Source organism: [Flexibacter] sp. ATCC 35103 (genome assembly GCF_001975985.1).
Taxonomy (GTDB): Bacteria; Bacteroidota; Bacteroidia; order Flavobacteriales; family Flavobacteriaceae; genus Flavobacterium.
This window is the reverse complement of the sequence record NZ_MTQF01000001.1, coordinates 577,854-602,553: the sequence shown is the minus strand read 5'-3', so window position 1 is coordinate 602,553 and position 24,700 is coordinate 577,854. Positions and strand designations below refer to the sequence as shown.

Here is a 24,700-nt window from a genome sequence, read left to right as displayed (position 1 = left end):
TTATAAATTTAATTTCAGCCCAAGAATAAATGATTTCGATTGCGGGTAAGTTCCCATGTCAATCAAAGAAGTAGATTCCGGATCAAAACCGGTATATTTTGTAACCGTAAAGATGTTTTGTCCTGACATGTAAATGCGAAGATTGGCAGTTCCCATTATTTCCGGATTGAAAGTATATCCAATCTCAATATTTTTTAGTCTCAAATAAGAAGCATCTTCTATAAAAGCACTGGACATTTGCCCGCCTCCATTCGAATTAAAAGTTACTCTTGGTATTGTATTAGTACTTCCTTCTCCGTCCCAGGCATTTAGTATCTCAGCACTGGAGTTAAGTGGTAACTTTGTGCTGTAAGTTGTAACTTGTCTTGAATTATTATAGCGATCAATACCTTCTACACCTTGAAAAAGTGCAGAAATGTCAAAGTTTTTATAACTGGCATTTAATGCAAAACCATAAGTAAATTTTGGAATAGGGTTTCCTATAAAAGTTTTATCGTCAGCATTTATCTGACCGTCACCATTTAAGTCCTTAAACTTCATATCTCCAGGAACCACACCATTTGTATTGCTGTATAATTGGGAATTTATTTCTGCTGAGTTTTGGTAAATTCCATCAAATACATACCCGTAATAAGAGTTTATTGGTTGTCCAACAACGGTTCTTGTACCCATTTTCAGGTCTTCAATATTCTTGATATATTGTTGTAAAGCTTCAACTCTATTGGTTAGTGTCGTGAAATTTCCGCTTAAGCTGTATTTAAAAGCGTTGTCATTATTTTGGAAATTAGCTCCAAATTCAAATCCTTTATTACTAACTACTCCCGCATTTACATAGGTAGATTCAATAACTCCTACAGTCACAGCGGGCAAGCCCACGGTTAATAGAATATCTTTGGTTGTTTTATCAAAATAATCAGTGGTTATAGATAATTTATTTTTTAAGATACTTAAATCTAAACCAAAATCTGTTTGAGTTGTGGTTTCCCATTTTATATCGGGATTTCCATAACGGATAATTTTGACATTATCATTTGCCTGAGAAACCAGTGTTTGATAAGTGTTATTTGGTATTTCCTGATTACCGGATTGTCCCCAGCTCGCTCTTAATTTTAAGTTGGTAATCCAATCTGCTTTTTCCATGAATTTCTCTTTAGATATAACCCATCCTCCTGAAACGGATGGAAAATAACCCCATTTATTACTTGGGCCAAAACGAGAAGAACCATCGGCTCTAATAGTTCCTGAAGCATAATATTTGTTGTCATACCCATATGTACCAGAAGCGAAGAAAGAAACTAATGACCAACTAGAGTTAGTACCGCTTGCATTGTTATTTACATTTAATCCTCCGTAATCCAAATAACGAAAAGCATCTGTAGTATTATCATAATTATTTCTTGAACCTCCTACATTATCACGATTATTCATAATATTTTCAGTCCCTAATAATGCATTAATACTATGTTTTTCGTTAAGTGTTTTTACATAATTCAAAGTATTGCTAAAAGTAAAAGTCATTTCCTGCGCCATATCATCCGTAAGCGTCGAAGGTCTGTTTATTCTTCCTTGTCCCGGATATAGTGAATCTCCGCCATCATCATCACCAAAATTCTGACTGAATTTTTTGTCATGGGTAAAAATGATGTCAGCTCCAAAACTACTTCTGAATTTTAATGATTTGTCGCTTAAAAGAGCATATTCAGCGTATAGATTTCCAAAAACCCTAAAAGCAGTCTGTTTGTTATCTATAAGGTTGGCAATTGCAATTGGGTTCATAGCTGTGTCATAATCATGACTCCATCCGTTTGTGCCATCTTTACTTAAATAAAAAGGTAAATCTGTATAGGGATTTGCTGCCGAATAAGTAGGATCGTTTATGTCTTTATAAACTCCAAAAATTGAAGGTCGAAACATGGCAAAACGAATTACACCCATTTCATCACCGCTTGATGATAATTTATCTTTTGTGCTATTTGTAATCTGGATATTTGTTCCAACTTTTAAACGTTCAGAAAGGGTAGAATTGACATTGGTTCTAAAATTAATACGCTCGTATTTGTTATTGTCTCCAACAATAATTCCTTTTTGGGCAAAATAACCACCGGAAATTAAATATTGAGTAGTTTCATTTCCGCCACTGGCCGAAAGTTGAAAATTTGTTGTTTGTCCAGTTGTAAATAATTGATCCAGCCAATCCGTATTCGCCAATGGAATTCCGTTTACAGATCCATCATTTTTTGCTTTTTGATATGGACTTATTGCACTAGAAGCATTCCCAGTACTATTATGCCATGCTTTATCTAAAACACTTAAATATTGATGGCTATTTAAAACCTTAGGAAGGTTTGTTGCATAATTTACTCCCGTATAATATTCGGCATTAATACTTGTTTTTCCTTTTGATCCATTTTTGGTTGTGATAAGGATAACGCCACCAGCAGCACGTGAGCCATAAATAGCAGTTGCAGCAGCATCTTTTAAAACCGTCATAGACTTAACATCTGACTGGTTTAAAAAATTGATATCACGAGTAGCAACACCGTCAACTACATAAAGAACCTCATTATTTCCTAAAGTTCCTACACCTCTAATTCGAATTTCCATACCATCGCCAGGTTGTCCTGAACTGGAACTAACAGATACACCGGCAACCTGACCTTGTAATGCCTGACCCACATCTGCAACTTTTGTTTTAGATAATTCGCCCATATCTACTGTGGTAACAGCGCTTGTAATGGCAGATTTTTTTTCGCTTGTATATCCTACAATTACAACTTCGTTTAAGGTATTGGTATCTGTTGTTAGCGTAACGTTTAGTTCTTTTTTACCTGCTACAGGTACTTCCTGAGTTTGATATCCTATATAACTGAAAATCAATATAGCATTTGTGCTTGCAGTTTTAATGGTATAATTACCGTCAAAATCTGTTATGGCGTAATTTGAAGTTCCTTTTTCGTTTACATTTACTTGTGGCATCAAACCGTCGAGATCAGTGACTGTTCCTTTAACAGTTTGAGCATGCATAAAGCTGCCCAGCATAATTGTTCCGAATAGGAATAATTTGAATATAAATTTTTTCATCATCATAAAGAAGTGTTAATTGAATTACTAGTTAGTGTAGTTTTTTAAGGTTAATTCTGTTTTGTGGTTTTACGATAACGTTTGAATTAATTATCGTTTATAAAATTAACTTGCAGGTATAAGAAAGTGTGTACACTATTTCTTCAAAAGTGTACACTGCTGTTTTTGGTATTGTTATTCAGGTGTTTAGTGATTTATCAGCTCTTTGATTTGTATTTAAGCTGATAATTTTTTGGGGTTAAAGCGTATAGTTTTTTAAACTCACGATAAAAATAAGATCGGTTATTAAAGCCGGATTGATAACATACTTCTGAAACTGTTACTTTATTTTTTCTTAACAATTCGGCAGCATATTTTAAGCGAATAGTACGAATTAAATCGCCAGGTGTAAAACCAAAAAGTTGCTTCGTTTTTCGATACAATTGAGAGTTGCTGATTCCTAATTCTTTTTCGATAAATAAACTTTGGAGGTTTTCATTGTCGATATTTTGGCGAATCAGTTCAATTACTTTTTTTATAAAATCTTTTTCCTCGTTATTTATAGTAAGATTCGGTAGATTTTCGGTAAGTGTATCTTGTTTAAAATACTTTGCAATCAATTCTTTTTCTTCTAATAGCTTTTGTATTCGTATCAGGAGATGATCCGGGTAAAAAGGTTTTGGAATGTATGAATTAGCACCGCTTTCTATACCTTCAATTCTATGTATCACAGAATTTTTTGCCGTTAGCATAATAAAGGGAATATGGCAGGTTCTAAGATTGGTTTTGATTTTCTTGCAAAGTTCAACGCCATCCATAAAAGGCATCATTACATCGCTAATAATGATGTCCGGTAATACGTCTTTTATGATTTGCATTGCTTCCAGACCATTATAGGCTACAATAAGTTTATACTTTTCGCTCAGTAACTGGTCAAGGAGTATATGAATGTCTTTTTCGTCCTCAACAATCAATATTATTTTTCGATTATCAGCAAGCTCTTGCAGAGATAAAACTTTATTTGGAATGTGTTCCAGATTAATTGGGTTATCTTCAAGAATGTTTTTTAAATGATTTGATATTAAAATAGGACTTATTGTAGTATCTAATTCTTTTTGACTAAAAGCATCTTTGCTGCAAGGCAATAATATCGTAAAGGTTGTTTCTTTATTTAGCGTACTTGTAACCTGTATTTCGCCCTTTAAAACATCAACTAGTTTTTTTACATAAGCCAGGCCAATTCCGGTTCTGAACATGTTGTTATCGGTTTCCTTCGTATTTGTATCGGCTAAGAAAAATGGAGTAAACAACGAGTTTAATTCTTCTTTTGGAATTCCTTTTCCGGTATTTGTGATCGTTATATTTAGTTTTTTTGAAGTCTTGTTAATATAAAACTTAAGATTTATTTTTCCATTTACAGGCGTATATTTAAAAGCATTCGACATTATATTAAATACTATTTTTTCAATCTTATCCTTGTCAAACCATCCCGGTAAAGAAGGAGGGATGTTGAGGTTATATTCTATATTCTTATCTAAAGCCCATTCATCAAACAATTCGGCAATTTGTTCGATTAGATTGACCAAATCAAATTTTTTCACCGTTACTTCCAGATAATCATATTCAGCTTTTCTAAATTCAAGTAATTGTTGGGTTAAGAATAATAAACGAGAAGAATTTCGTTGAATCATTTGTATGAACTTCTGATTTTTTTCGTTGAGGTTTGTTGCTTCAGAAAGTTTCTGAATAGGTCCAACAATTAATGTTAGCGGTGTTTGAAATTCATGGGCAATATCGGTAAAAAAGGTAAGTCTGTTTTCATGAAGCTCTTTTTCTCTTTGTCTAAAAAGAATATTCTGGGTCAGCGATTGACGTTTTTTGTAATAGCTAAGTACAAATAATGCAAAACTTAAGAACAACAAAGAATAAATTATAAAAGCAAGATTTGATTGCCAGAATACTGGTTTAACACAAATATCAATAGCATGAACGGGTTTACTCCAGACGCCATCACTATTCGACCATTTTATCCATAAAGAATAATTTCCTTTAGGCACATTTGTAAAAGAAATAATTCGTCGGTTATTAATAGTATTCCAGCTTTTATCAAAATTCATTAATTGATAAGCATATTGGCATTTTTCGGTATTGATATAGGTTAAAGCGCTCAGCTTGATGTCAAAAAAGTTCTGATTGTGGTTTAAAACAATCGAAGGATAAGTATTAGAATCAGGTCTTATTACTAATCCCTGATAATAAGGAATTGGTTGGTTCTGACCACTAATTTCATCAATAAAAAGATCGGGAATTATGGTAGATTCTTTTATTTTTTGTGGCAGAAAATAATTAAAACCTTTTATTCCGCCCATAAAAATAAATTCAGATTTTAAATTTTTGTAAAATGCCCCATCAGCAAATTCATTATTTTGAAGACCGTCATTTTTGGTATAATTAGTAAATTTCGATTCACTTAAATTAAATTTCGAAAGACCAAAATTAGTACTTAACCAAAGATTATTTTTTTGATCAGAAATTATTCCGTGTATCGTATTATTGGAAAGGCCATCAACAGTTGTATATTTTTTGAATACAGCCCGTCCGTCCTTATGTATGTTTTTCAGTAGATTTAAGCCAAAGCTTGTTCCAACCCAAAGTCTGTTTTTAGCATCAGTTTTTAAACATAAAATATCATTGTTTGACAAGCTTTCCGGGTCATTTTCAATATTTTTATAAGTACTGAAAGACTCGGTTTTTTTATCAAATAAATTTAATCCGCCCAATCGTGTACCAATCCACAATTGATTTTCATTTTTAGGAATAATTGTAAAAACATTATTGCTGCTTAATGTATTTGTTTTATTAGTAGTGAGATATTTTTTGAATTCAGTGATTTTTAATTTTTCTCCTGAACGGTTAATCTTGCACTTAATCATGCCGTAACCATTAGTGCCAATCCAGATGAATCCATTTTTATCCTGATAAATAGAATAAACCGATTTAAAAACATCACAATTTTCACTCCCAATAATTGTTGCCCAACTAATTATTTCTGATTTTTCTAAATCAAAAACGGTTATGCCATTTCCGTCTGTACCAATAAAAATCAAGTTACTTTGCCCTTCGCACAATGAGTAAACAGCATTATTGACAATACTGTTACTTTCATTAAAATTTTTATATTCTAATAATTTTTCACGACTGAGATAAAATTTTGGAGAAAATCTAAACAAACCTTTTCCTTTAGTGCCAATCCAAAAAGAGTTGTCTTTTGCCTCTAAAAACGATCTGACAATCGCGCCATTCAATTCTGGAACCTGAGTTTTAGAGATTAAGTTAAATGTTTTTTGATGTTGACTTATTTTAAAAATTCCATCACCATCAGTTCCAGTCCAGATAATGTTTTCGTTTCCTGCAATTAATGTGGTTGTTTTATGATGGTTTAAATGTTTAAGCCAATTGTTATTTATGATATTCGCTTTAGAATCAATTATAAAATAGCCGGTTTTATTTAAGGCTACAATACCTTCAGGAAATTTACCAATAATTTTTTCTACATTTTCTTTAAGCGATATTTCAATTTGATAGTTTTCTGATGAATATAAATGTGCATTTTCAGTTATTGATACAACAAATAATTTTTGGTTTGATATTATTTCAAATGATTTTATTTTGCCTGAAATCAATTTTACAGACGAAATTTTGTTCTTTTCTTTTTTATCATTTTCAAAATTTAAAGCGTAGAGTTCATTATTTTCGAATAAAACCAGTAAATCACCAGTTTGCGTGAATTCCATTTTAACGACAGCTTTGCTGGGTATTTTATTCGAGTTTAGTAATTGAAATTTATTTCCATCAAAATAACCAATTCCCCAATCTTTTACAGCACAAAATACTTTTTTAGAAGAGTTAAGAGCGATATTAAATTCAGATTCGGATAGGGGAGGAGTATTTTCCCTTCCAAAATAATATTGCTTAAACGTATTTGTTTTTTTATTGTATCGATTTATTCCGTGAATTGTTACGATCCAAATTTGGTTTTCATCATCTTCTGCTATTTTAGCAATAACCTGATTTGTTAAGCTGTTTTTATTATTTAATTCTGGTCTGAATATTTTGAAATCACTTCCATCATATCGGTTTAAACCATCCCAGGTTCCAATCCAGAGTAAATTTTCTGAATCCTGAAAAATAGTATTTACAGAACTGTTTGATAATCCATTTGCATTGTCTAATTGTTCAGATGAATATTCAGCAGTTGCGTTTACATCAAATTCTAGAAAAGGATTAGAATGTATCTTTTGCGGGGATTTATTTACCAGCGAATAATCGGGTAAAGATTTCTCTTTGTTTTTGCATCCTAATAGTAAAAGAATCACAAATGAGAGGAGAAGAATTTTAGTTTTCAAAGCTTTTTACAATTTTACTAAACACATAAATTTTTAGAAAAGAAAATTTTGTGTGTTTATATAATAATTGTAATGTATGATTTTTATTACGAAAATAAAAATATAATGGCTTGTTTAATAATGATGATTTTTTGCAACTTTAGCAAAAAAAAGCTGATACTTGTTTTGTATCAGCTTCTCTTTAAATATACTTTTTTGACTTTCTTTAAAGCCTCTATGTAATTTTCGTTTACTTTTTCCCAATTAATATGTTCGTAAAAAGCATCAATATAACTTCCTTTTCTATTTTGGTAATCCAGATAATATGCATGTTCCCATAAATCGATTCCTAGAATTGGCGTTCCGGGAATTAAGGCATTTTTCATTAAAGGATTATCTTGATTGTCAGTAGTTGTTACCTGTAGTTTACCTGTTTTATCTACAACCAGCCAAACCCATCCAGAACCAAATTGCTTTGTAGCCTGACCCTTAAATTGATTTGTAAGGTTAGCAAAAGAACCAAACTCTTTATTGATAGAACCTGCCAAAGTATCTTTTGGAGTTTCTTGTTTAGGAGTTAAAATATTGAAATACAAAGTATGATTATAATAGCCACCAGCGTTCTGACGAAGTTTTGCATTGCTGAGATCCATTTTTTTAAGGATATCTTCAATAGGCATATTTTCAAATTCAGTATTTACAATTTCTTTATTAAAATTGTTTGTATACGTTAAATAGTGTTTAGAATAATGTGTTTCTAAAGTAAGTGTTCTAATTGCAGGTGCTAAACCATCATAAGAGTACGATAACTTTGTCATCTCAAAAGAACCAGGATCTGCTTTGACATCATTTGGTGATCCTATCGTTATCTTTTCTTCTTTGGTTGGTAAAGGAACTTCTACAACTTCGGTGAGCTTGTTATCATTACAAGAAAATAATAGTGAAAATGAAGCCAAAATGCTGAAATGAACAATGTTTTTCTTCATAGTGTTAGTTATTTTGTTGTTAGTGAATTTATGATTTCAATATAGCTTTCTTTAGCTTCATCGATCGATATATGGCTAATTTGCATCCATGCATTTGTTTTGAAAGCATCTCTTAAATCAAAATTTTCAGATTGATTGTAGACTGCAGTTCCAAAAGTTGCCTGTTTGTAATAGGCATAAAGGCGTAACTGCACATCTTGTGGCAGTGAGGCCTGAGTCATTTTTAATGCAGTTTCTACAGCCTCAGAAAAACGAGTATCTAAATCCTTTTCTATCATTAAGCTTTTGTAGCAATAATAGTTTTTCCGCCAATTGCTTTTTGGTTTAATACCACATTAATAGGTGTACCTAAAGGTAAAAATAAATCTACTCTTGAACCAAATTTTATAAAACCTGCATCTGTACCTTGTACAACTTGCATGCCTTCCTGAGCATAATTTACAATTCTTCGTGCTAATGCACCTGCAATTTGCCTGTATAATATTTGTCCAAAAGTTTCATTTTCGATTACCACAGTGGTTCTTTCATTTTCTTCGCTTGCTTTTGGATGCCAGGCTACTAAAAATTTACCAGGATGGTATTTGCTGAATTTTATAATTCCGTCCATAGCATAACGAGTTACGTGAACATTTATTGGAGACATAAAGATAGAAACCTGTAAACGTTTATCTTTAAAATATTCTCCTTCATAAACTTCTTCGATAACTACAACTTTTCCATCAACGGGAGCAAGAATCTGATCGCTGTTTCTAATTGCAATTCTTTTAGGGTTTCTAAAAAATTGTAAAATAATAATCAAAACTATTACGCCGGCAATCTGAACAAGCATTCTTAGCCATGTAATATCAATGAATTTGTCAGCAATTAAAAGTACAGCTACTGCAAAAACAGTACCTAATAAAATGGATGGGCCTCCTTCTTTATGAAACATAATATAAAATTTGATAAAATAAAAATATAATTGGTGCTACAAATATAACACTATCTAATCGATCTAATACACCTCCGTGACCAGGCATTATTGCGCCGCTGTCTTTTACGCCGGCAATCCTTTTGAATTTTGATTCAATCAAATCTCCAATAGTTCCAAAAATGCTTACAATCAAAGCAATTATTGTCCAGATTAAAATTGATTTGCTGCTGAAATCCGGATTTGGCTGAATATAAAATTTCGAAATTAAAAATCCTGCTAAAGCAGCAAAAACGACTCCGCCAAGAAATCCTTCTATTGTTTTTTTAGGAGAAATGCGTTCAAATAACTTATGTTTTCCAATCGATTTACCAACTAGATAGGCAAATGTATCATTGGTCCAGATTAAAATGAATAAGCCAATAATAATTTTTGGGTTATAATCTTTTATACCAAAAGAAATTTTAGTGATAAAAAGAAAAGGAAGCATAATATATCCTATCAGATAAATGTATTTAGATACTCTGCTTATAGTTTGTGTATCATCAAATAAAAAGAAAATACATTTTATAGATACAAATAAAGTAATAATAAGTAATATGCTAAATAATCGATCTGTATCGACAGTAAATACAATATTATCTTTTAAAAATTTATTAAGATAATTTTCGGTTTCGATCCTGTAAAAACTAATCAAGGAAACGGTAGAATAAAATAAAGAAACAAATAAAATAGAAAGAACTTTATTGATTCCTGCCAAGTTAGAAAATTCATAAGTTGCAATCACTAGAAAAACACCAAAAAGGATAATAAAGCTTTCTGTAGAAAACAAAATTGAAGTTAATAGTAAAGCGATATAAACAGCACCAGAAATGGTTCTCTTAAGTGTTTCATTCATCTTAAAGATCTTCTAGGAGCAATAAATATAAATTTTTGGCAACACTTCCGTATTGTGTAAAATCCTCCTCTTTTGCTTTTTCGAAATATTTTATGGTGGTAATATTAGTAGGGTAGTCCCTTTCGTATTTTCTTTTGATAGCGCTCAGGCCGTCACTTTTAATCAATTGCAATTGACTTGTCGTAGCAATAATTACAATATTTGCAGGTAATTCGTTTGGTTTATCTTGCCTGATTTGTTTTGATGAAAATAAGATAGAACCTTCATCAGCAATTAGGTTTTCGCAAGTGGCCAGTAAAAATTTAGGATTTCTAGGGGAAATATATGTTAGTTTATTTTCTTCTAATAAACTAAACAAAGCTGGTTCATAACATAAAACTTCATTTTCGAACCAGTCATTTTCTTCTAAGATATTTTCAAATTGCTCTGCAACTTCTTGTTTGTTTTCACAATACAAAAATTTACCGCCATTTTTCTTGAAATTGAAAATGAATCTTTCATCTATAGATAAATGACTGTCCGGAGCGTGATTCCCTCCATACTCGCTTTCATTTTCTTCATCAGAAGAGGTGTCGCTTGAACCAAATATTTTTTTGAAAAAATTCATTTTTATATGAAATACTTTACATGTTAATTGAAAACGTTCAAAGATAAAAAAATCTTAATTCAAAAGGCTATTTTGAATTAAGATTTTAAAAAATATTACATATTTATTGAATATTTACGAAACCACTTCTTCTAAATTTTTATCAAAAGTTCGTTTTCCGAAAATAGTTTCCAAGTCATCTTTAAAAATAACTTCTTTTTCAATTAATATGTCAGCTAATTGATTTAGCTTGTCTTTGTTTTCTTCAAGAATATGAATAGCTCTTTGGTATTGACCTTCAATTAATTCTGAAATTTCTTTGTCAATTACTTTAGCAGTTTCGTCAGAATATGGTTTAGAGAAATTGTATTCACTTTGTCCTGTTGAATCGTAATACGTAACATTTCCAATTTTTTCATTCAAACCGTAAATTGTTACCATTGCACGAGCCTGACGTGTCACTTTTTCTAAATCGCTTAATGCACCAGTCGAAATTCTGTCAAAAGTTACCTTTTCAGCAGCTCTTCCGCCCATAGTTGCACACATTTCGTCTAACATTTGATCTGTTCTTACGATTTGTCTTTCTTCTGGTAAGTACCATGCAGCTCCTAAACTTTGTCCTCGAGGTACAATAGTTACTTTTATAAGTGGTGCAGCGTGCTCTAACATCCAGCTTACAGTTGCGTGACCAGCTTCGTGAATAGCGATTGCTCTTTTTTCTTCTGGAGTAATGATTTTATTTTTCTTTTCAAGACCACCAATGATTCTGTCAACAGCATCTAAGAAATCTTGTCTGTCTACAGCAGTTTTGTTGTTACGGGCAGCAATTAAGGCAGCTTCGTTACAAACATTTGCAATATCAGCACCAGAGAATCCCGGAGTTTGTTTTGCTAAGAAATCAAGGTCAAGACCTTCTACTTTTTTAATAGGAGCTAAGTGAACTTTGAAGATTTCAGCTCTTTCGCGAATGTCTGGTAAGTCAACAAAAATTTGTCTGTCAAAACGACCCGCACGCATTAAAGCTTTATCAAGAACATCAGCTCTGTTGGTTGCAGCCAAAACGATTACGTTTGAGTTTGTACCAAAACCATCCATTTCTGTCAGTAATTGGTTCAATGTGTTTTCTCTTTCGTCGTTTCCGCCTGACATATTGCTTTTTCCTCTTGCTCTACCAACAGCATCAATCTCGTCGATGAAGATAATAGCAGGAGATTTTTCTTTTGCTTGTTTAAATAAGTCACGAACACGTGAAGCACCAACTCCTACGAACATTTCTACGAAATCAGAACCTGATAGCGAGAAAAAAGGTACCTGAGCTTCTCCTGCAACTGCTTTTGCCAATAAGGTTTTACCAGTTCCCGGAGGTCCTACAAGTAATGCACCTTTAGGGATTTTACCTCCTAAGTTGGTATATTTTTCAGGATTTTTAAGGAATTCTACAATTTCTTGTATTTCTTCTTTAGCACCTTCTAAACCTGCAACATCTTTAAATGTAGTTTTGATGTCAGTTTTCTCATCAAACAATTTAGCTTTAGATTTTCCAATGTTAAAAATTTGTCCGCCACCGCCACCAGCGCCACCTGACATTTTACGCATAATAAAAATCCAAACACCAATAATGATGATGATAGGAAGTAAGCTAATTAGAATATCGCTCCAGTTATTTTTTTGAAGAAAATTAAAATCTTTCAGTTTGCCTTCGCCAACTGCTTTTTCTAATTTAGTTTGAAAAATCTGGTCGTTACCTATTTCCAAAGTATAGTGAGGACCTTTATTTGGTCTTTCGAATATATCTTTAGCTACTTTTTTATTAGCTGCATCTTTAAGCGCAGCAGCATTTAAATATACCTCAGCTTCAGCTTTATTGTAAACAATAACTTTTTCAATCTGACCTTTTTCTAATAAAACATTAAATTTAGAAGAGGTTAATTGAGCTGGTTCGCTTAAGTTAGATCCTCCGGTTGCAAAACTTATAAATAAAAAAACTAGAAGTATTGCGGTGTATATTAACCAAGGACTTATTTTAAATTTACTCGGATTTGGATTATTATCTTTAGCCATTAGAGAAAGTTTCTTTTAGTATTTGTTTTCGATTGTAGTTATTTTGGCGTCACCCCAAAGGCTCTCGATATTGTAGTATTCACGAATGTGTTTCTGGAAAACATGTACAACGATGTGCACATAATCCATAAGAACCCATTCTGCATTATCGGTTCCTTCTACGTGCCACGGTTTATCTTTTAAGTCTTTAGATACTGTTTTTTGTATTGAGTTTACAATGGCGTTAACTTGGGTATTTGAGTTTCCGTTACAAATGACAAAATAGTCACAAACTGCCGTATCTATATCTCGTAAATCAAGAATATCGATATCATTTCCTTTTACTTCTTCAATCCCTTTGATTATGTTCGCCAATAGAACATCATTATTAATAGTCTTTTTCGCCATGAATTATTTTATATGATTTTGTAAAGTTACCAAATTTTGTGATTATTTTTGAACCTTAACAAAATATTAAATTAAGTTAATTAAATTACTTTAATGAAACTAATCAAACTCGATGCCATAGATTCTACAAATGACTTCCTTAAATCATTGGCAAGTCAGGATGAACTCGATAATTTTACCGTTGTAACTGCTGAAAATCAGACAAAAGGAAAAGGACAGATGGGTTCTAAATGGCAGTCAGAATCAGGTAAAAACTTAATTATGAGTGTCTTGGTAAAGGATTTTCTGTATGATAACGAACAGGTTTTTAATCTAAGTATTATAGTTTCCTTAAGTGTAATCGATGCTTTAAAATCATTGAATATTCCTGATTTATGTATAAAATGGCCTAACGACATTATGTCATACAACAAAAAGATTGGTGGCATACTTATCGAAAATACCATCAAAAGTGATGGCAGGATCGTGTCAGTTGTCGGAATTGGGCTCAATGTAAATCAGATAAATTATGAGCATTTGCCACTTGCGACATCTTTAAAAGCAATTTGTAAAAAAGATTTTGACAAAGATGCTTTGCCTTTTTTAATTGTCGAAAAAATACAAGACAAAATTGAATCCTGGAAAAATAATTCGGCAGATTTCTGGAAAGAATATTTTAATACTTTATTTAAAAAAGGAGTTCCAATGCCATTCAAAAACCTTCATCCAGACTCAGACGGGCAAAACTTTATGGGAATGATTCAAGGCGTTTCGAGCGTTGGAAAAATTCAAATTTTACTGGAAGATGATTCTATTTCAGAGTTTGAAATCAAGGAAGTTCAGATGCTTTATTAGAGGAAGGTTCATTCAAAGGTTCAAAGGGGGAAAGTGACTAAGGTTCAAAGGTTTTTCCTTTACTATTAAAGTCAAATAACGCCTCCATCTCTCATTCTTCGAAATGACAATTGTTACGTTAAAAAAAAATCGATCATAAAAAAAGCCTGATTGTAAAATCAGGCTTTTAAATTTTATGTAATTCGAGAATTAACAATTAACAATTTACCATTAATAATTAATTATAGTTTTGTCATGTTATTGGCCAGAGTCTCAATGAATTTACTAATTGGCCCTTTGATCATCATAGCCATCATCGCATTAAATTCGCCATCGAATTGTAGTTGTACAGCACTTTCGTTATCTGAAATACTATCGATATTCGAAACCAAAGTAAAAGGAAGTTTATCACTTGCAGCTCCCAGAACAATTTTGTTTGGTGCTGTTTTATCCTTCATTTTAAGTTTTATTTCCGGCATGCCTTTTAATCCAAAGATAAATGCATCTTCGCCAATCACTTCAAATTTAGCGATATTATCCGGCATTAATTTTTCATAATTCCTAACATCAGTCAATAAATCAAATAAATCTTGAGCTGATTTCTGAACAGTAACTTTTGGACTTTCTAAGTTCATATTTTTTTTATTTAACTTTTATTGTTTTTTAACCGTAATCCCAATCGGGACTGAAAGCTTTATGTTTAATTAAAATCTAAAATTACTCTTCTTCTTGTCCCCAGGTAGATGGACTCTCGTTCCATTCTAAAAGAGTCGATTGCTGATCTTCTGTAATGTATTGTTTTTGAACCGCTAAGTCCAGTAAGTTTTCGTAATTACTTAGCGTATACAAATCGATATTAGCATTTTTAAAATTCTCTTCGGCAACATTAAAGCCATAAGTAAAAATTGCTGCCATTCCTTTTATATTGGCGCCTTCGTTACGTAAAGCTTCTACAGCCATCAAACTGCTGTTTCCTGTGCTTATTAAATCTTCGACAACAACAACATTTTGACCTTTTTGTAAAAAACCTTCCACTTGATTTTGCCTTCCGTGTTTTTTGGCTTCCGGACGCACATATACAAATGGCAATCCAAGGCTTTCAGCAACAAGAATCCCAACTCCAATAGCACCAGTGGCAACACCGGCAATCACATCTGGTTTCCCAAATTGTTTTTCAATATTTTTCGCAAACTCATCACGAACATAGTTTCGGATGCTAGGAAATGAAAGAATTAACCTATTATCGCAATAAATAGGAGATTTCCAACCAGAAGCCCATGTAAAAGGATTTTCGGGATTCAATTTAATTGCATTTATTTGCAAAAGCAATTCGGCTGTTTTTTCGGCAGTATCTTTATTAAAAATCATAGTACAAATGTATAAAGTTTTTGTGAACGACAAACCACTTTTTTTGACAAATGAGATCTCGAGAGAGACTGATTTTCAATTATTCTTGTTAGAGAGTATTGATATCGAGCATCTTATAGTCAAAATGTTTCAAAATAAAATTCAAAAGGCTTATTTGTATTATCCTGACGAAAAGGAAATTATGAAGACGCTCAAGGCCAAAATCCCTGTAAACAAAGCGGGTGGAGGACTTGTATACAATAAAAAAGGCGAGGTTCTTTTTATTTTCAGGAACGGAAAATGGGATTTACCAAAGGGCGGAATCGAAAAAGGAGAAGAAATTGAAGACACCGCAATGCGTGAAGTCGAAGAAGAAACCGGAGTAGGCAAGCTTAGAATCACCAATAAACTCGAAAAAACCTACCACGTTTTTAAACGCAACGGAAAATACAAACTCAAAATCACACATTGGTTCGAAATGCAATCAGATTTTGACGGAATTCCTCATGGTCAAGCCGAAGAAGGCATCGAAAAAGTAGCCTGGTTAAACCCCGAGCAAATCAAGGAAGCCTTAAAAAACTCCTACGAAAACATTAAATTATTGTTTGAAGAAGAGAATACAGTTTCTTAGAAGAAGAAGAAAGAATCAAGAAGCAAGATTATAAAAAATAGAATACAGATTTTCTAATCTTAGTGACTTAGCGACTTAGAAGCATAGTTTGGGCGTGCCACCAATTAAAAAAAGACCTAATGAACTTTGCGTTCATTAGGTCTTTTTTTAATTGCTGTCGGGCTTTCGCTGCTACTTCGGTAGCTTAGCTCTATCCCTCACGCAAAGCTGCACTTTGAGTAGAAAATTTGTTTAAAGTTTCACGTTTTAGGTTTTTTTGCTAGAAGTCAAGCGTTTTATAATTTCTCATTTTAACTATTTCATGTCTCAAAAATCGTATTTTTGTTTAGTACAATAAGTAATACATTGTTAGTATACAAATCATTTTGTTGGTATCGTACATCACAAAATTTGTTTTTTATCTATTGCCTATTATTACCCTTAACAGTATCTTTGAATTATGAGCACACTAACAAAACAAAATCATATAGGGCGAAAAATTAGCCGAATTCGTGAACTTCGTGACATGAAGCAAGAAGCTTTGGCACAAGCTTTAGGAACTAGCCAACAAACTATATCGGCTCTTGAAAACAGCGAAACCATCGATGACGAAAGACTTGCAGAAGTAGCAAAAGCCTTGGGAGTAAGTGTTGAAGCGCTTAAAAATTTTTCAGACGAAGCTGCAATTAATTTTTTTAATAATTTCTACGATAATAGTGGAAGTCATGGAACTAATTTCGGAACCAATAATACTTGTAATTTTAATCCACTCGATAAGTTAGTTGAAGCTTATGAAGAAAATAAAAAATTGTACGAACGTTTAGTTCAGGCTGAAAAAGAGAAAGTTGAGTTTTTGCAAAATATATTGAAGGATAAATAGTTTTTTATTCTTTGTAGAATTTAAAAAAAAGCCTAATAAGAGTTTACGTTTATTAGGCTTTTTTTGTGCTATTTGGCTCAACGTTTTGGTTATCGCTATCGGATGAGTTTTTACAAAATATATTGAAGGATAAAAAGTTTTTTTATTCTTTGTAGAATTTAAAAAGCCTGATGAATTTGTATTCATCGGGCTTTTTATGCTATTTAGTTTAATGTTATTATTTAAAACTATGTTTTCTCCATCGTACTTAAAAATAACTATCAGATTTTTTTGCTCTGAAAGAGCTTTAGCAATAGCATGGTGCAAAGCACTATGATAAAATTACGATTATTGTTTAGCCCTGTAAGGGCGAAAGTTTCATTTCGAGCAAAGCGTTTCTAAACACCCAGATCTACAAAATGTTCACTTTGCTGATTGCTTTGCGAAGTCTCCTGACTTCGTACCCACTACAATAATTCACAAAGAGGATCAAAAAAAACGGAATGGAATATAGGAACGTGTACGAAGTCAGGAGGCTTCGCACAGCAATTGCGAACAATTCGTGGAAGGGTGTTTGTTATCAAATACAGAAATATCAATTGAATGGGGTTGTCTGAATTTACTGAAAATAATGTAATTTTGTAAAAACTAATTAAAAAAAGAAAACGATGAGTAATACGCCTGCAAGTATCGATAAAATTAAAATCAAATTACACAATTTAATAATACCTCATCTTAGTGAATTGGAATTGACTGGGTTTAAAATAATTGATAATAATACTAAAATATTAAATCTACAAGACAGTAACTATTTGCTGATTGATGGTATTGATGCCTTTTTTTATGATCTTAATGCTTCTAAGATACAACTTCACTCAATAAATGATTTGGAAGTTATTAATAAGTCAAACACTTTTATATTAAAATATTTTATAATTGAGGACGTTTGGAAGTATAATTTTGTAAATGCTGATAATTTGGAATTGTTGGAACAAGCTAAATTGAATGAGTTTAATGTTATTATTAAAGATTCTGACTTTGAACAGGAAAAAATTGACAGAATAATTTTAGACAATACAAATGTAGTAAATACAGTAAAAATCAAAGGAATAGATTACACATTATTCAATTACGCAAAAAAGTAAACAAGTAAGAATATCCAAGTTTGGATATTTTTTTGTATGAATAAAAACTTCATCTATATTACCGATTACTATTAGCTTATTTTTGTGGGGGCTATGTCGTTAAATGAACTTCAATATTCGTACAATAAAAAGATCGGAATGGAATATAGGAACGTGTACAAAGTCGGGAGACTTCGCACAGTAATAAACCGAAATACAATTAAATTTAATTTTTCTCATCCATCTTTGTCAAAGTTTAAAACTTTAAAAGCTCTAAACATAAAGCTTTGTGTTTTTCAACACAATCAAAAATTAAAAAATCTTACCGGTTGCAAAAACCTACAAAACACGATAAACAGGATATTGCAAATGCGCTTTTTCATAATGGACAGAATTTTTATAAATCCAGCTTAATTGTGCTTCAGCATTTTTAGCAAATTCGCGGTCGTTTTGTTTTTTAGTTTCTAATTCGGCTTTTAGGACTGGATTTTCTTTTAGAAGTTTTGCAGCCGTATCTTCAAAAATATATTCTGAGTAATGTTCTTTTTGCTGTAAAATAGGATCGAAGAAATTCCAGTTAAAGAACGAATCAACACCTTCTGGCTCAAAAGCTTCAACTAAATATTTTACCCCTTTTTGGTTTGTTGAAACTACATAGTCACCTTTGGCGAAAGCCATTTTTATAACTTTAGAATTTAAGGTTGTATTGTAATGCAAATAATGTCCTTCGTAAGCATTTTGAACCGTTTTAAAATCAGCAATTTTATAGCTTTCGACTGCTATAATTGTATCGTTTTTAAGCTGAGAATAACTGATATTGTTATTCTTCAGGAGATCAATAATATTCCAATAACCACGCGGAATGATATAAGCAGACGGAATAACAACATCTTTTACTGATTTGAATTCCTTGATATACGGAACATCTTTTTTGTATGGTTTGCTTCGGTCATAATACAAGCGATTTCCTGTTGTGGCTTCGCTTTTTTTGTAGCTTGCTTCATATCCTAAAAACGAAAATGTGGTTGCTTTTGTACTGTCTAATTCCCATTTTAAAGTATAGGGCTTTTTAGGCTGATATTGCTCTAAATTTTTCACACGAAGCGCTTTGATTTTTTGATAATTAGCATCTGTAAAATCCAAAGTCGATTTGGTGTATTCGTACGTCATTTTTACACGTTCGGCATATTTTTTAAGCATATGTGTTTCTACTACAAAACCAATTGTATTAAACAACGAAGTATAACCGGTTGTATATCGCGGACTATCAACAAACTGACCAAAACCTTTGTCCGGTGTATCTTTAAAAGAATCTACATATGGCGTAGTTTCAATCTTTTTTTGTTGTAAATCTTTTACTAGTGCCGGCATCATTTCGTTATTCAGGAAATCACCCAAAACAGTTCCTAACTTATTATGTTGCGTCATAATATAAGTCAGTTTGTATTGATAATCTGAGCCATTACTCACGTGATTATCAATAAAAACATCGGCATTTATTTTCTGGAAAATTTCGACAAAACTCTTTGTATTTCGAGTGTCAGATTTCATTAAATCGCGATTTAAATCATAGTTTCTGGCGTTTCCTCTAAATCCATAAATTTCCGGTCCGTCCTGATTCGCTCTTGTAGTCGAATTTCTATTTAAAGCTCCGCCAATATTATAAACCGGAATCGTAACCAGAACCGTATTTTTGGGTGCTTTTAGTTTCCCAGTTGCAAGATCTCTATAAAATTGCATTGTGGCGTCGATTCCGTCAGGTTCTCCGGCGTGGATTCCGTTATTGATAAAAAGAACTGCTTTGTTTTTTTGGATTTTTTCAAAATCAAATTCCTTGTCGGGATTGTAAACAATCATGTGCAAAGGTTCTCCAGAATCTGTTAAGCCCATTTCTTTCATTTGAATCGTAGGGAAATCATTTGCCAAAAGTTTAAAATAAGCAATGGTTTCTGCATAAGAAGCAGATTGATTTCCGTTTCCTTTCTCAAAAAAAGTATCGTATTTTTTATTGTTTTGAGCGAAAATGGTAAGCGTAAAAAGTGAAATGATAATGGTGAAAAATCTCATGATTTTGGTTTTAAATAGAAATCAAATATAGAAATTTTGTTTCAGGTTTTATTTGTTTCAGGTTTCAGGTTGAAATGCTTTGAGTTTTTTTCTCTCGCAAATTTTGCAGATTGAGTGGATTTTTTATTTATTAAAAATTAATCTGCCAGATCTGCAAAATCTACGGGAAACATTTTTACTATTTGTATATAAACATGAAACTTGAAAACAGAAAAACCTGAAACAACTTTTTTTACCTACTTTTGCAAAATGAATAAAAATCACCATTCCAACAACATACTTTTGAATTTAGGAATCGAAAGCCTAAACGAAATGCAGGAAGTTGCTCAAGACGCAATTTTAAACGATAACAATGTATTACTACTTTCGCCTACAGGATCAGGAAAAACACTGGCTTTTTTACTGCCTGTTTTAGAGTTATTACAACCTGAGATACTTTCGGTTCAGTGCTTGATTTTAGTGCCTTCGCGCGAATTGGGTTTGCAGATCGAGCAGGTTTGGAAAAAAATGGGAACGCAATACAAAGTAAACATTTGTTATGGCGGACATTCGATTGATACTGAAATTAAAAACCTTAGCAATCCACCAGCAGTTTTAATAGGAACGCCGGGAAGAATTGCAGATCATATTGACAGAGATACTTTTAGAACAGATAAAATTCAGACTTTAATTCTGGACGAATTTGATAAATCATTGCAATTGGGTTTCCATGAGCAAATGTCTTATATCATTGGTAAATTGACGAAACTGAACAAACGTGTTTTGGTTTCGGCAACTTCAGATATTGAGATTCCAAGATATACAAGAGTCGTAAATCCTACGGTTTTGGATTTTATTCCGGAGCAGGAAGAGAAAACGAATCTTTCGATGAAAATGATTGTTTCGCCTTCTAAAGACAAATTAGGAAGTTTGTTTAATTTGATTTGTTCGTTGAAATCGCAATCGGCTATTATATTCTGTAATCATCGTGATGCGGCAGAACGTATTAGTGATACTTTGAACGAAAAAGGAATTTACGCTACTTATTATCATGGCGGAATGGATCAGGATGAACGCGAACGTGCTTTGATCCAGTTTAGAAACGGTAGTATGAGCTACTTAATCACAACTGATTTAGCGGCTCGTGGACTGGATATTCCGGAGATGAAACACGTAATTCATTATCATTTACCGCTTAAAGAAGATGAATTTACACATCGTAACGGTCGTACAGCACGTATGCAAGCTTCTGGAACGGCGTATATTATCATTCATGAAAGTGAAAAACAATTAGATTATATCGACTATGGAATGGAAGTTTTAAAGGTTGAAAACGCAACAACTTTACCAAAACCACCAGAATATCAAACTATTTATATTAGTGGCGGAAAGAAAACAAAACTGAATAAAATTGATATTGTTGGTTTCTTTTCTCAAAAAGGAAAACTGGAGAAAGGCGATTTAGGTTTAATCGAGGTAAAAGACTTTATTTCGTTTGCAGCGGTAAAATTCAATAAAGTAAAAGACTTGCTTCATAATATTAAAGATGAGAAAATGAAAGGCAAGAAATTTAAAATTGAAGTTGCCCGCAAAGTGGTAAAAAAGGAAGAAGAGAAATAATATTTTTTTAAATTTTATTTACGTTTAGAATAAGCTTTCAATTTTTTTGTCGCAAATCTTTATCATACATGCGCTTTTATATAGTTTAAAAGCGAGTATTGTAGTGCAAAAATCAGGATTTTATGACGTTTTTGAGACTTTAAATTTATGATTTTGAATTATTTTGGTTATACTTTTTATGTTTTGAATTAAGTTTTAAATTATTGAAATTCAGTAATTTAATTATAGGTTGTTATAGTCGTAAAACGGTTTTAAAATAACTTCTTAATCTATTGTTAATAAATTAACGACTAAGACTTTAATTTATCATATTTTCTGCGTTTCTTGTGCCCGTAAATAATAAACCCCAAATTAATTATGAAAAGAATTATTACGATTGCTATTTTGATGTTTAGTTTTGTGTCTTTTGCACAAATCAAAGTTCTTGAAACCGTTCCAGTTGAAAGATTAGGAAAAGTAAATAACAACTATATTCAAAAAATAGGAGATGAGTATACTGTTTATTATACTAGTATTCAAAATGATGACGAATCTTCAAGCTTAAGAAAGTTTACATTTAAAAATGTAAATAATGATTATAATAGCCTTTATAGTATTATTGTAAACGGTTTTACTGCAAGCCCTTTATATGATATTAAATTAGAATTACCTAATAACTATATTTGGTTGCATTACACAGGAAGTGTTATTCCTGAGAAAGCTACAGTTCAGTTTATGGTTTCTTCTAAAGAAGCTTCTTCTGCTACAAGCAGTGTTTCTGAGCCATTTGTAAAAGATCAGATTAATAAATTATTTCAAAAATAAATTTTTTAGTTTCAGGTTTCAGGTTTAATTTGTTTCAAGTTATATCTTTGTCATGAAACATTAAATAATATTAAAAAAGGCTATTCAAATCTTGAATAGCCTTTTTTTTAGTTTACAGTTTCCGGTCACAGTTTTCAGTTTGTTGCGACAACTGCGACTGAAAACTGAATACTGCGACTGAAAACTTATATTTTCTTCACGTATTGTGTAATAATTACAATTTGCTGACCGTCTACTTTTCCTTCAATATATTCCGCATTTTCGTGGTCTAAACGAATGTTACGAACAGCAGTTCCTTGTTTGGCAACCATACTTGATCCTTTTACTTTAAGATCTTTGATTAAAACTACAGAATCTCCGTGTTCTAAAATTACGCCGTTACTATCGCGGTGAATGATTTTGTTTTCGTCGTCTTCACCTTCTCCAGTTGCTTGCGCCCAGGCCAGAGTATCCTCGTCTAAATACATCATGTCTAATAATTCCTGAGGCCAACCGGCAGCACGCATACGGCTTAACATTCTCCAGGCAACAACTTGTACAGCAACGTTTTCATTCCACATACTGTCGTTAAGACATCTCCAGTGATTTAAATCGACATTATCCGGGTTTTCAATTTGATCAATACACGTACTACATGCCATTATGCTTTCATCAAGACCGCCTTTTTGAGTTGGTAATACCTGATATACTTTTAGGTTTTCTTCGGCTCCACAAAGTTCACATTTAGATCCGCTGCGTTTGTTTAATTCTCTTTCGATGCTCATTATTTGGTGTTTATTTTAAAATGCGAAATTACTTATAATTTGCTTCGCTGGCAAGTTTATGTTTTGAAGTGGTTTGGGCCACGGATTTTACGGATTGAAACAGATTTTTTCATTGCGGGGAACGAAGAAATCTCATTTGCTAGGTTTTAATTAGAACAAAATAGAGTAGTGTTTTTGCTTCGTTCCTCGCAATGTGTATGTTTATTATTTCTTCACCCTAACCGCATCCGGAACCAACATTTCGTATTCGCCCCCATTTCGCAATACATCACGAACAATGCTTGAACTTATATAAGATGTACTTGCAGCGGTTAATAAAAATACAGTTTCGATTTTAGAAAGTTTTCTGTTGGTATGTGCAATGGCTTTTTCGAACTCAAAATCAGCAGGATTACGCAAACCTCTTAAAATGAAATTGGCTTTTTGCTTTTTTGCCAAATCAATAGTTAAACCTTCGTAAGTAATAACCGAAATCTTTGGTTCGTCTTTGAATGTTTCTTCAATAAAACGTTTTCTTTCTTCCAGTGAAAACATGTATTTTTTTTCGGCATTTACACCAATGGCGATTACAATTTCATCAAAAAGAGAAATTCCTCTTTTTATAATGTCTTCGTGTCCAAGTGTAATTGGGTCAAATGATCCAGGAAATATGGCTTTTCTCATTTTTTTTCTTTTAAGATTCAAAAGCTTTTTTTTTGAATTTGATTTTTAAGTAATCCTTTTTGTATTTATAGCCGGAACCCATTCTTCTTTTTGGCAGACTTCGCATTTTGCAGTTCCTGATTTTTGTTCTTCGGTATGTCCGCAGAAAGTACAGGCGTGAATACCATCATTTTCGATGATTTTGCTTTTTTTATTGAATGCTCCGGGTAGAATTGGTAATCCGTATTTTACTTCCTGATCTTCATAAAAAAAGACGCTTATTTCTCCGCTGGTTTCTATAAAAGCATGTTTTATTTGTCCCAGATGTTCAATAGATTTTATGCGAAGTTCAGAGAAAAACTCATCTTGCGCAAGGCTTTCCTTTTTGAAAGTTGCAATCGAAAATTTACCATTATTGATTAAACATTCGGTTTTACCTTCGATAAATTCTTCAAATTTTTTGCTTTTTCCGGTAAGCCACGTTACGGAACGATATAAAATAATAATTACCGTAAACACGATTGCTGCCGGTACAATCCCAACATCTTCATAAAACATAGGGTCTCCTGCTGCAGATCCTAAAGCTATGATAATTACGGTTTCGAAAATTGATAATTGTTTTACACCTCGTTTTCCTGCCAGTTTTAAGGTTAGCAGTAAAATAATAAACATAACTGTAGAACGAAATATTACTTCCAGAGCAAAATTTTGCGGAAGATCGTTGTAAAATACTCTATTCCATTCAAAGATTTCTTTCATTTTTTTTGAGGTTCTAAGGTTCTAAGGTTCTGAGTTGCT

General features: G+C 32.3%; 21 protein-coding genes. 6 read left to right on the top strand and 15 right to left on the bottom strand.

Translation table 11 applies throughout. The features are described from left to right. The 9 genes from BXU01_RS02495 to rsfS all read right to left on the bottom strand — a co-directional run bounded on the left by BXU01_RS02495 (nucleotide 1) and on the right by rsfS (nucleotide 13,273). A complete protein-coding gene (locus BXU01_RS02495) occupies nucleotides 1-3,087 on the bottom strand; it encodes a TonB-dependent receptor (RefSeq protein WP_083691545.1) in 3,087 nt (1,028 codons plus the stop codon). Nucleotides 3,088-3,278: 191 nt separating this feature from the next. After that, nucleotides 3,279-7,466, bottom strand: coding sequence for a hybrid sensor histidine kinase/response regulator transcription factor (locus tag BXU01_RS02490; protein ID WP_083691544.1), 4,188 nt, complete (start codon nucleotides 7,464-7,466; stop codon nucleotides 3,279-3,281). A gap of 170 nt (nucleotides 7,467-7,636) precedes the next feature. Next, complete coding sequence (locus BXU01_RS02485; protein WP_083691543.1) at nucleotides 7,637-8,431, bottom strand: superoxide dismutase; 795 nt, start codon at nucleotides 8,429-8,431, stop codon at nucleotides 7,637-7,639. Nucleotides 8,432-8,439: 8 nt separating this feature from the next. Next, nucleotides 8,440-8,709 (bottom strand): acyl-CoA-binding protein, encoded by a 270-nt coding sequence (locus BXU01_RS02480; RefSeq protein ID WP_083691542.1) that lies wholly within the window; start codon nucleotides 8,707-8,709, stop codon nucleotides 8,440-8,442. Beyond that, nucleotides 8,709-9,362: a phosphatidylserine decarboxylase family protein gene (locus BXU01_RS02475; RefSeq protein WP_055098064.1), complete on the bottom strand. Its 654-nt coding sequence runs from the start codon at nucleotides 9,360-9,362 to the stop codon at nucleotides 8,709-8,711. The genes BXU01_RS02480 and BXU01_RS02475 overlap by 1 nt, the downstream gene beginning before the upstream one ends. Next, nucleotides 9,352-10,239, bottom strand: coding sequence for a phosphatidate cytidylyltransferase (locus BXU01_RS02470; RefSeq protein WP_083691541.1), 888 nt, complete (start codon nucleotides 10,237-10,239; stop codon nucleotides 9,352-9,354). The genes BXU01_RS02475 and BXU01_RS02470 overlap by 11 nt, the downstream gene beginning before the upstream one ends. A gap of 1 nt (nucleotide 10,240) precedes the next feature. After that, a complete protein-coding gene (locus BXU01_RS02465; RefSeq protein ID WP_055098061.1) occupies nucleotides 10,241-10,846 on the bottom strand; it encodes a hypothetical protein in 606 nt (201 codons plus the stop codon). 114 nt (nucleotides 10,847-10,960) lie between these two features. Beyond that, complete coding sequence (gene ftsH / locus BXU01_RS02460) at nucleotides 10,961-12,886, bottom strand: ATP-dependent zinc metalloprotease FtsH (protein WP_055098060.1); 1,926 nt, start codon at nucleotides 12,884-12,886, stop codon at nucleotides 10,961-10,963. Between the two features lie 15 nt (nucleotides 12,887-12,901). Beyond that, a complete protein-coding gene (gene rsfS / locus BXU01_RS02455) occupies nucleotides 12,902-13,273 on the bottom strand; it encodes a ribosome silencing factor (RefSeq protein ID WP_055098058.1) in 372 nt (123 codons plus the stop codon). 93 nt (nucleotides 13,274-13,366) lie between these two features. Between rsfS and BXU01_RS02450 the strand changes: the two genes are divergently transcribed. Continuing rightward, nucleotides 13,367-14,107: a biotin--[acetyl-CoA-carboxylase] ligase gene (locus BXU01_RS02450; protein WP_083691540.1), complete on the top strand. Its 741-nt coding sequence runs from the start codon at nucleotides 13,367-13,369 to the stop codon at nucleotides 14,105-14,107. A gap of 221 nt (nucleotides 14,108-14,328) precedes the next feature. Here BXU01_RS02450 and BXU01_RS02445 read toward each other — a convergent pair whose 3' ends face one another. Both BXU01_RS02445 and pyrE read right to left on the bottom strand, forming a co-directional pair. Next, nucleotides 14,329-14,721, bottom strand: a complete 393-nt coding sequence (locus BXU01_RS02445) for an orotate phosphoribosyltransferase (protein WP_083691539.1) — start codon at nucleotides 14,719-14,721, stop codon at nucleotides 14,329-14,331. 82 nt (nucleotides 14,722-14,803) lie between these two features. Next, complete coding sequence (pyrE, locus tag BXU01_RS02440; RefSeq protein ID WP_055098053.1) at nucleotides 14,804-15,454, bottom strand: orotate phosphoribosyltransferase; 651 nt, start codon at nucleotides 15,452-15,454, stop codon at nucleotides 14,804-14,806. 7 nt (nucleotides 15,455-15,461) lie between these two features. On the opposite strand from pyrE, the gene BXU01_RS02435 reads away from it, so the two are divergent. The 3 genes from BXU01_RS02435 to BXU01_RS02425 all read left to right on the top strand — a co-directional run bounded on the left by BXU01_RS02435 (nucleotide 15,462) and on the right by BXU01_RS02425 (nucleotide 18,047). Beyond that, on the top strand, nucleotides 15,462-16,064 hold the full coding sequence (locus tag BXU01_RS02435; RefSeq protein ID WP_055098052.1) for an NUDIX hydrolase: 603 nt from the start codon (nucleotides 15,462-15,464) through the stop codon (nucleotides 16,062-16,064). 439 nt (nucleotides 16,065-16,503) lie between these two features. Further along, nucleotides 16,504-16,923: a helix-turn-helix domain-containing protein gene (locus BXU01_RS02430; protein WP_083691538.1), complete on the top strand. Its 420-nt coding sequence runs from the start codon at nucleotides 16,504-16,506 to the stop codon at nucleotides 16,921-16,923. Between the two features lie 647 nt (nucleotides 16,924-17,570). Next, nucleotides 17,571-18,047: a hypothetical protein gene (locus tag BXU01_RS02425; protein ID WP_083691537.1), complete on the top strand. Its 477-nt coding sequence runs from the start codon at nucleotides 17,571-17,573 to the stop codon at nucleotides 18,045-18,047. 318 nt (nucleotides 18,048-18,365) lie between these two features. Here BXU01_RS02425 and BXU01_RS02420 read toward each other — a convergent pair whose 3' ends face one another. After that, the gene (locus tag BXU01_RS02420; protein WP_083691536.1) at nucleotides 18,366-20,093 is read right to left on the bottom strand and encodes a M14 family metallopeptidase; all 1,728 of its coding nucleotides are present in this window, start codon (nucleotides 20,091-20,093) and stop codon (nucleotides 18,366-18,368) included. A gap of 249 nt (nucleotides 20,094-20,342) precedes the next feature. Between BXU01_RS02420 and BXU01_RS02415 the strand changes: the two genes are divergently transcribed. Both BXU01_RS02415 and BXU01_RS02410 read left to right on the top strand, forming a co-directional pair. Then, nucleotides 20,343-21,692, top strand: a complete 1,350-nt coding sequence (locus BXU01_RS02415; RefSeq protein WP_083691864.1) for a DEAD/DEAH box helicase — start codon at nucleotides 20,343-20,345, stop codon at nucleotides 21,690-21,692. Between the two features lie 357 nt (nucleotides 21,693-22,049). Next, nucleotides 22,050-22,496, top strand: coding sequence for a hypothetical protein (locus BXU01_RS02410; protein ID WP_055098046.1), 447 nt, complete (start codon nucleotides 22,050-22,052; stop codon nucleotides 22,494-22,496). Between the two features lie 185 nt (nucleotides 22,497-22,681). Here the strand turns inward: BXU01_RS02410 and BXU01_RS02405 are convergent, their stop codons facing one another. From BXU01_RS02405 to BXU01_RS02395, 3 genes are all read right to left on the bottom strand, one after another. Next, a complete protein-coding gene (locus BXU01_RS02405; protein WP_083691535.1) occupies nucleotides 22,682-23,260 on the bottom strand; it encodes an alkylphosphonate utilization protein in 579 nt (192 codons plus the stop codon). Between the two features lie 204 nt (nucleotides 23,261-23,464). Further along, complete coding sequence (gene coaD, locus BXU01_RS02400) at nucleotides 23,465-23,923, bottom strand: pantetheine-phosphate adenylyltransferase (protein ID WP_083691534.1); 459 nt, start codon at nucleotides 23,921-23,923, stop codon at nucleotides 23,465-23,467. A 45-nt stretch (nucleotides 23,924-23,968) separates the two neighbouring features. Then, entirely contained in the window at nucleotides 23,969-24,661 is a 693-nt protein-coding gene (locus BXU01_RS02395) for a DUF421 domain-containing protein (protein ID WP_083691533.1), read from the bottom strand. Nucleotides 24,662-24,700: the final 39 nt, after the last annotated feature.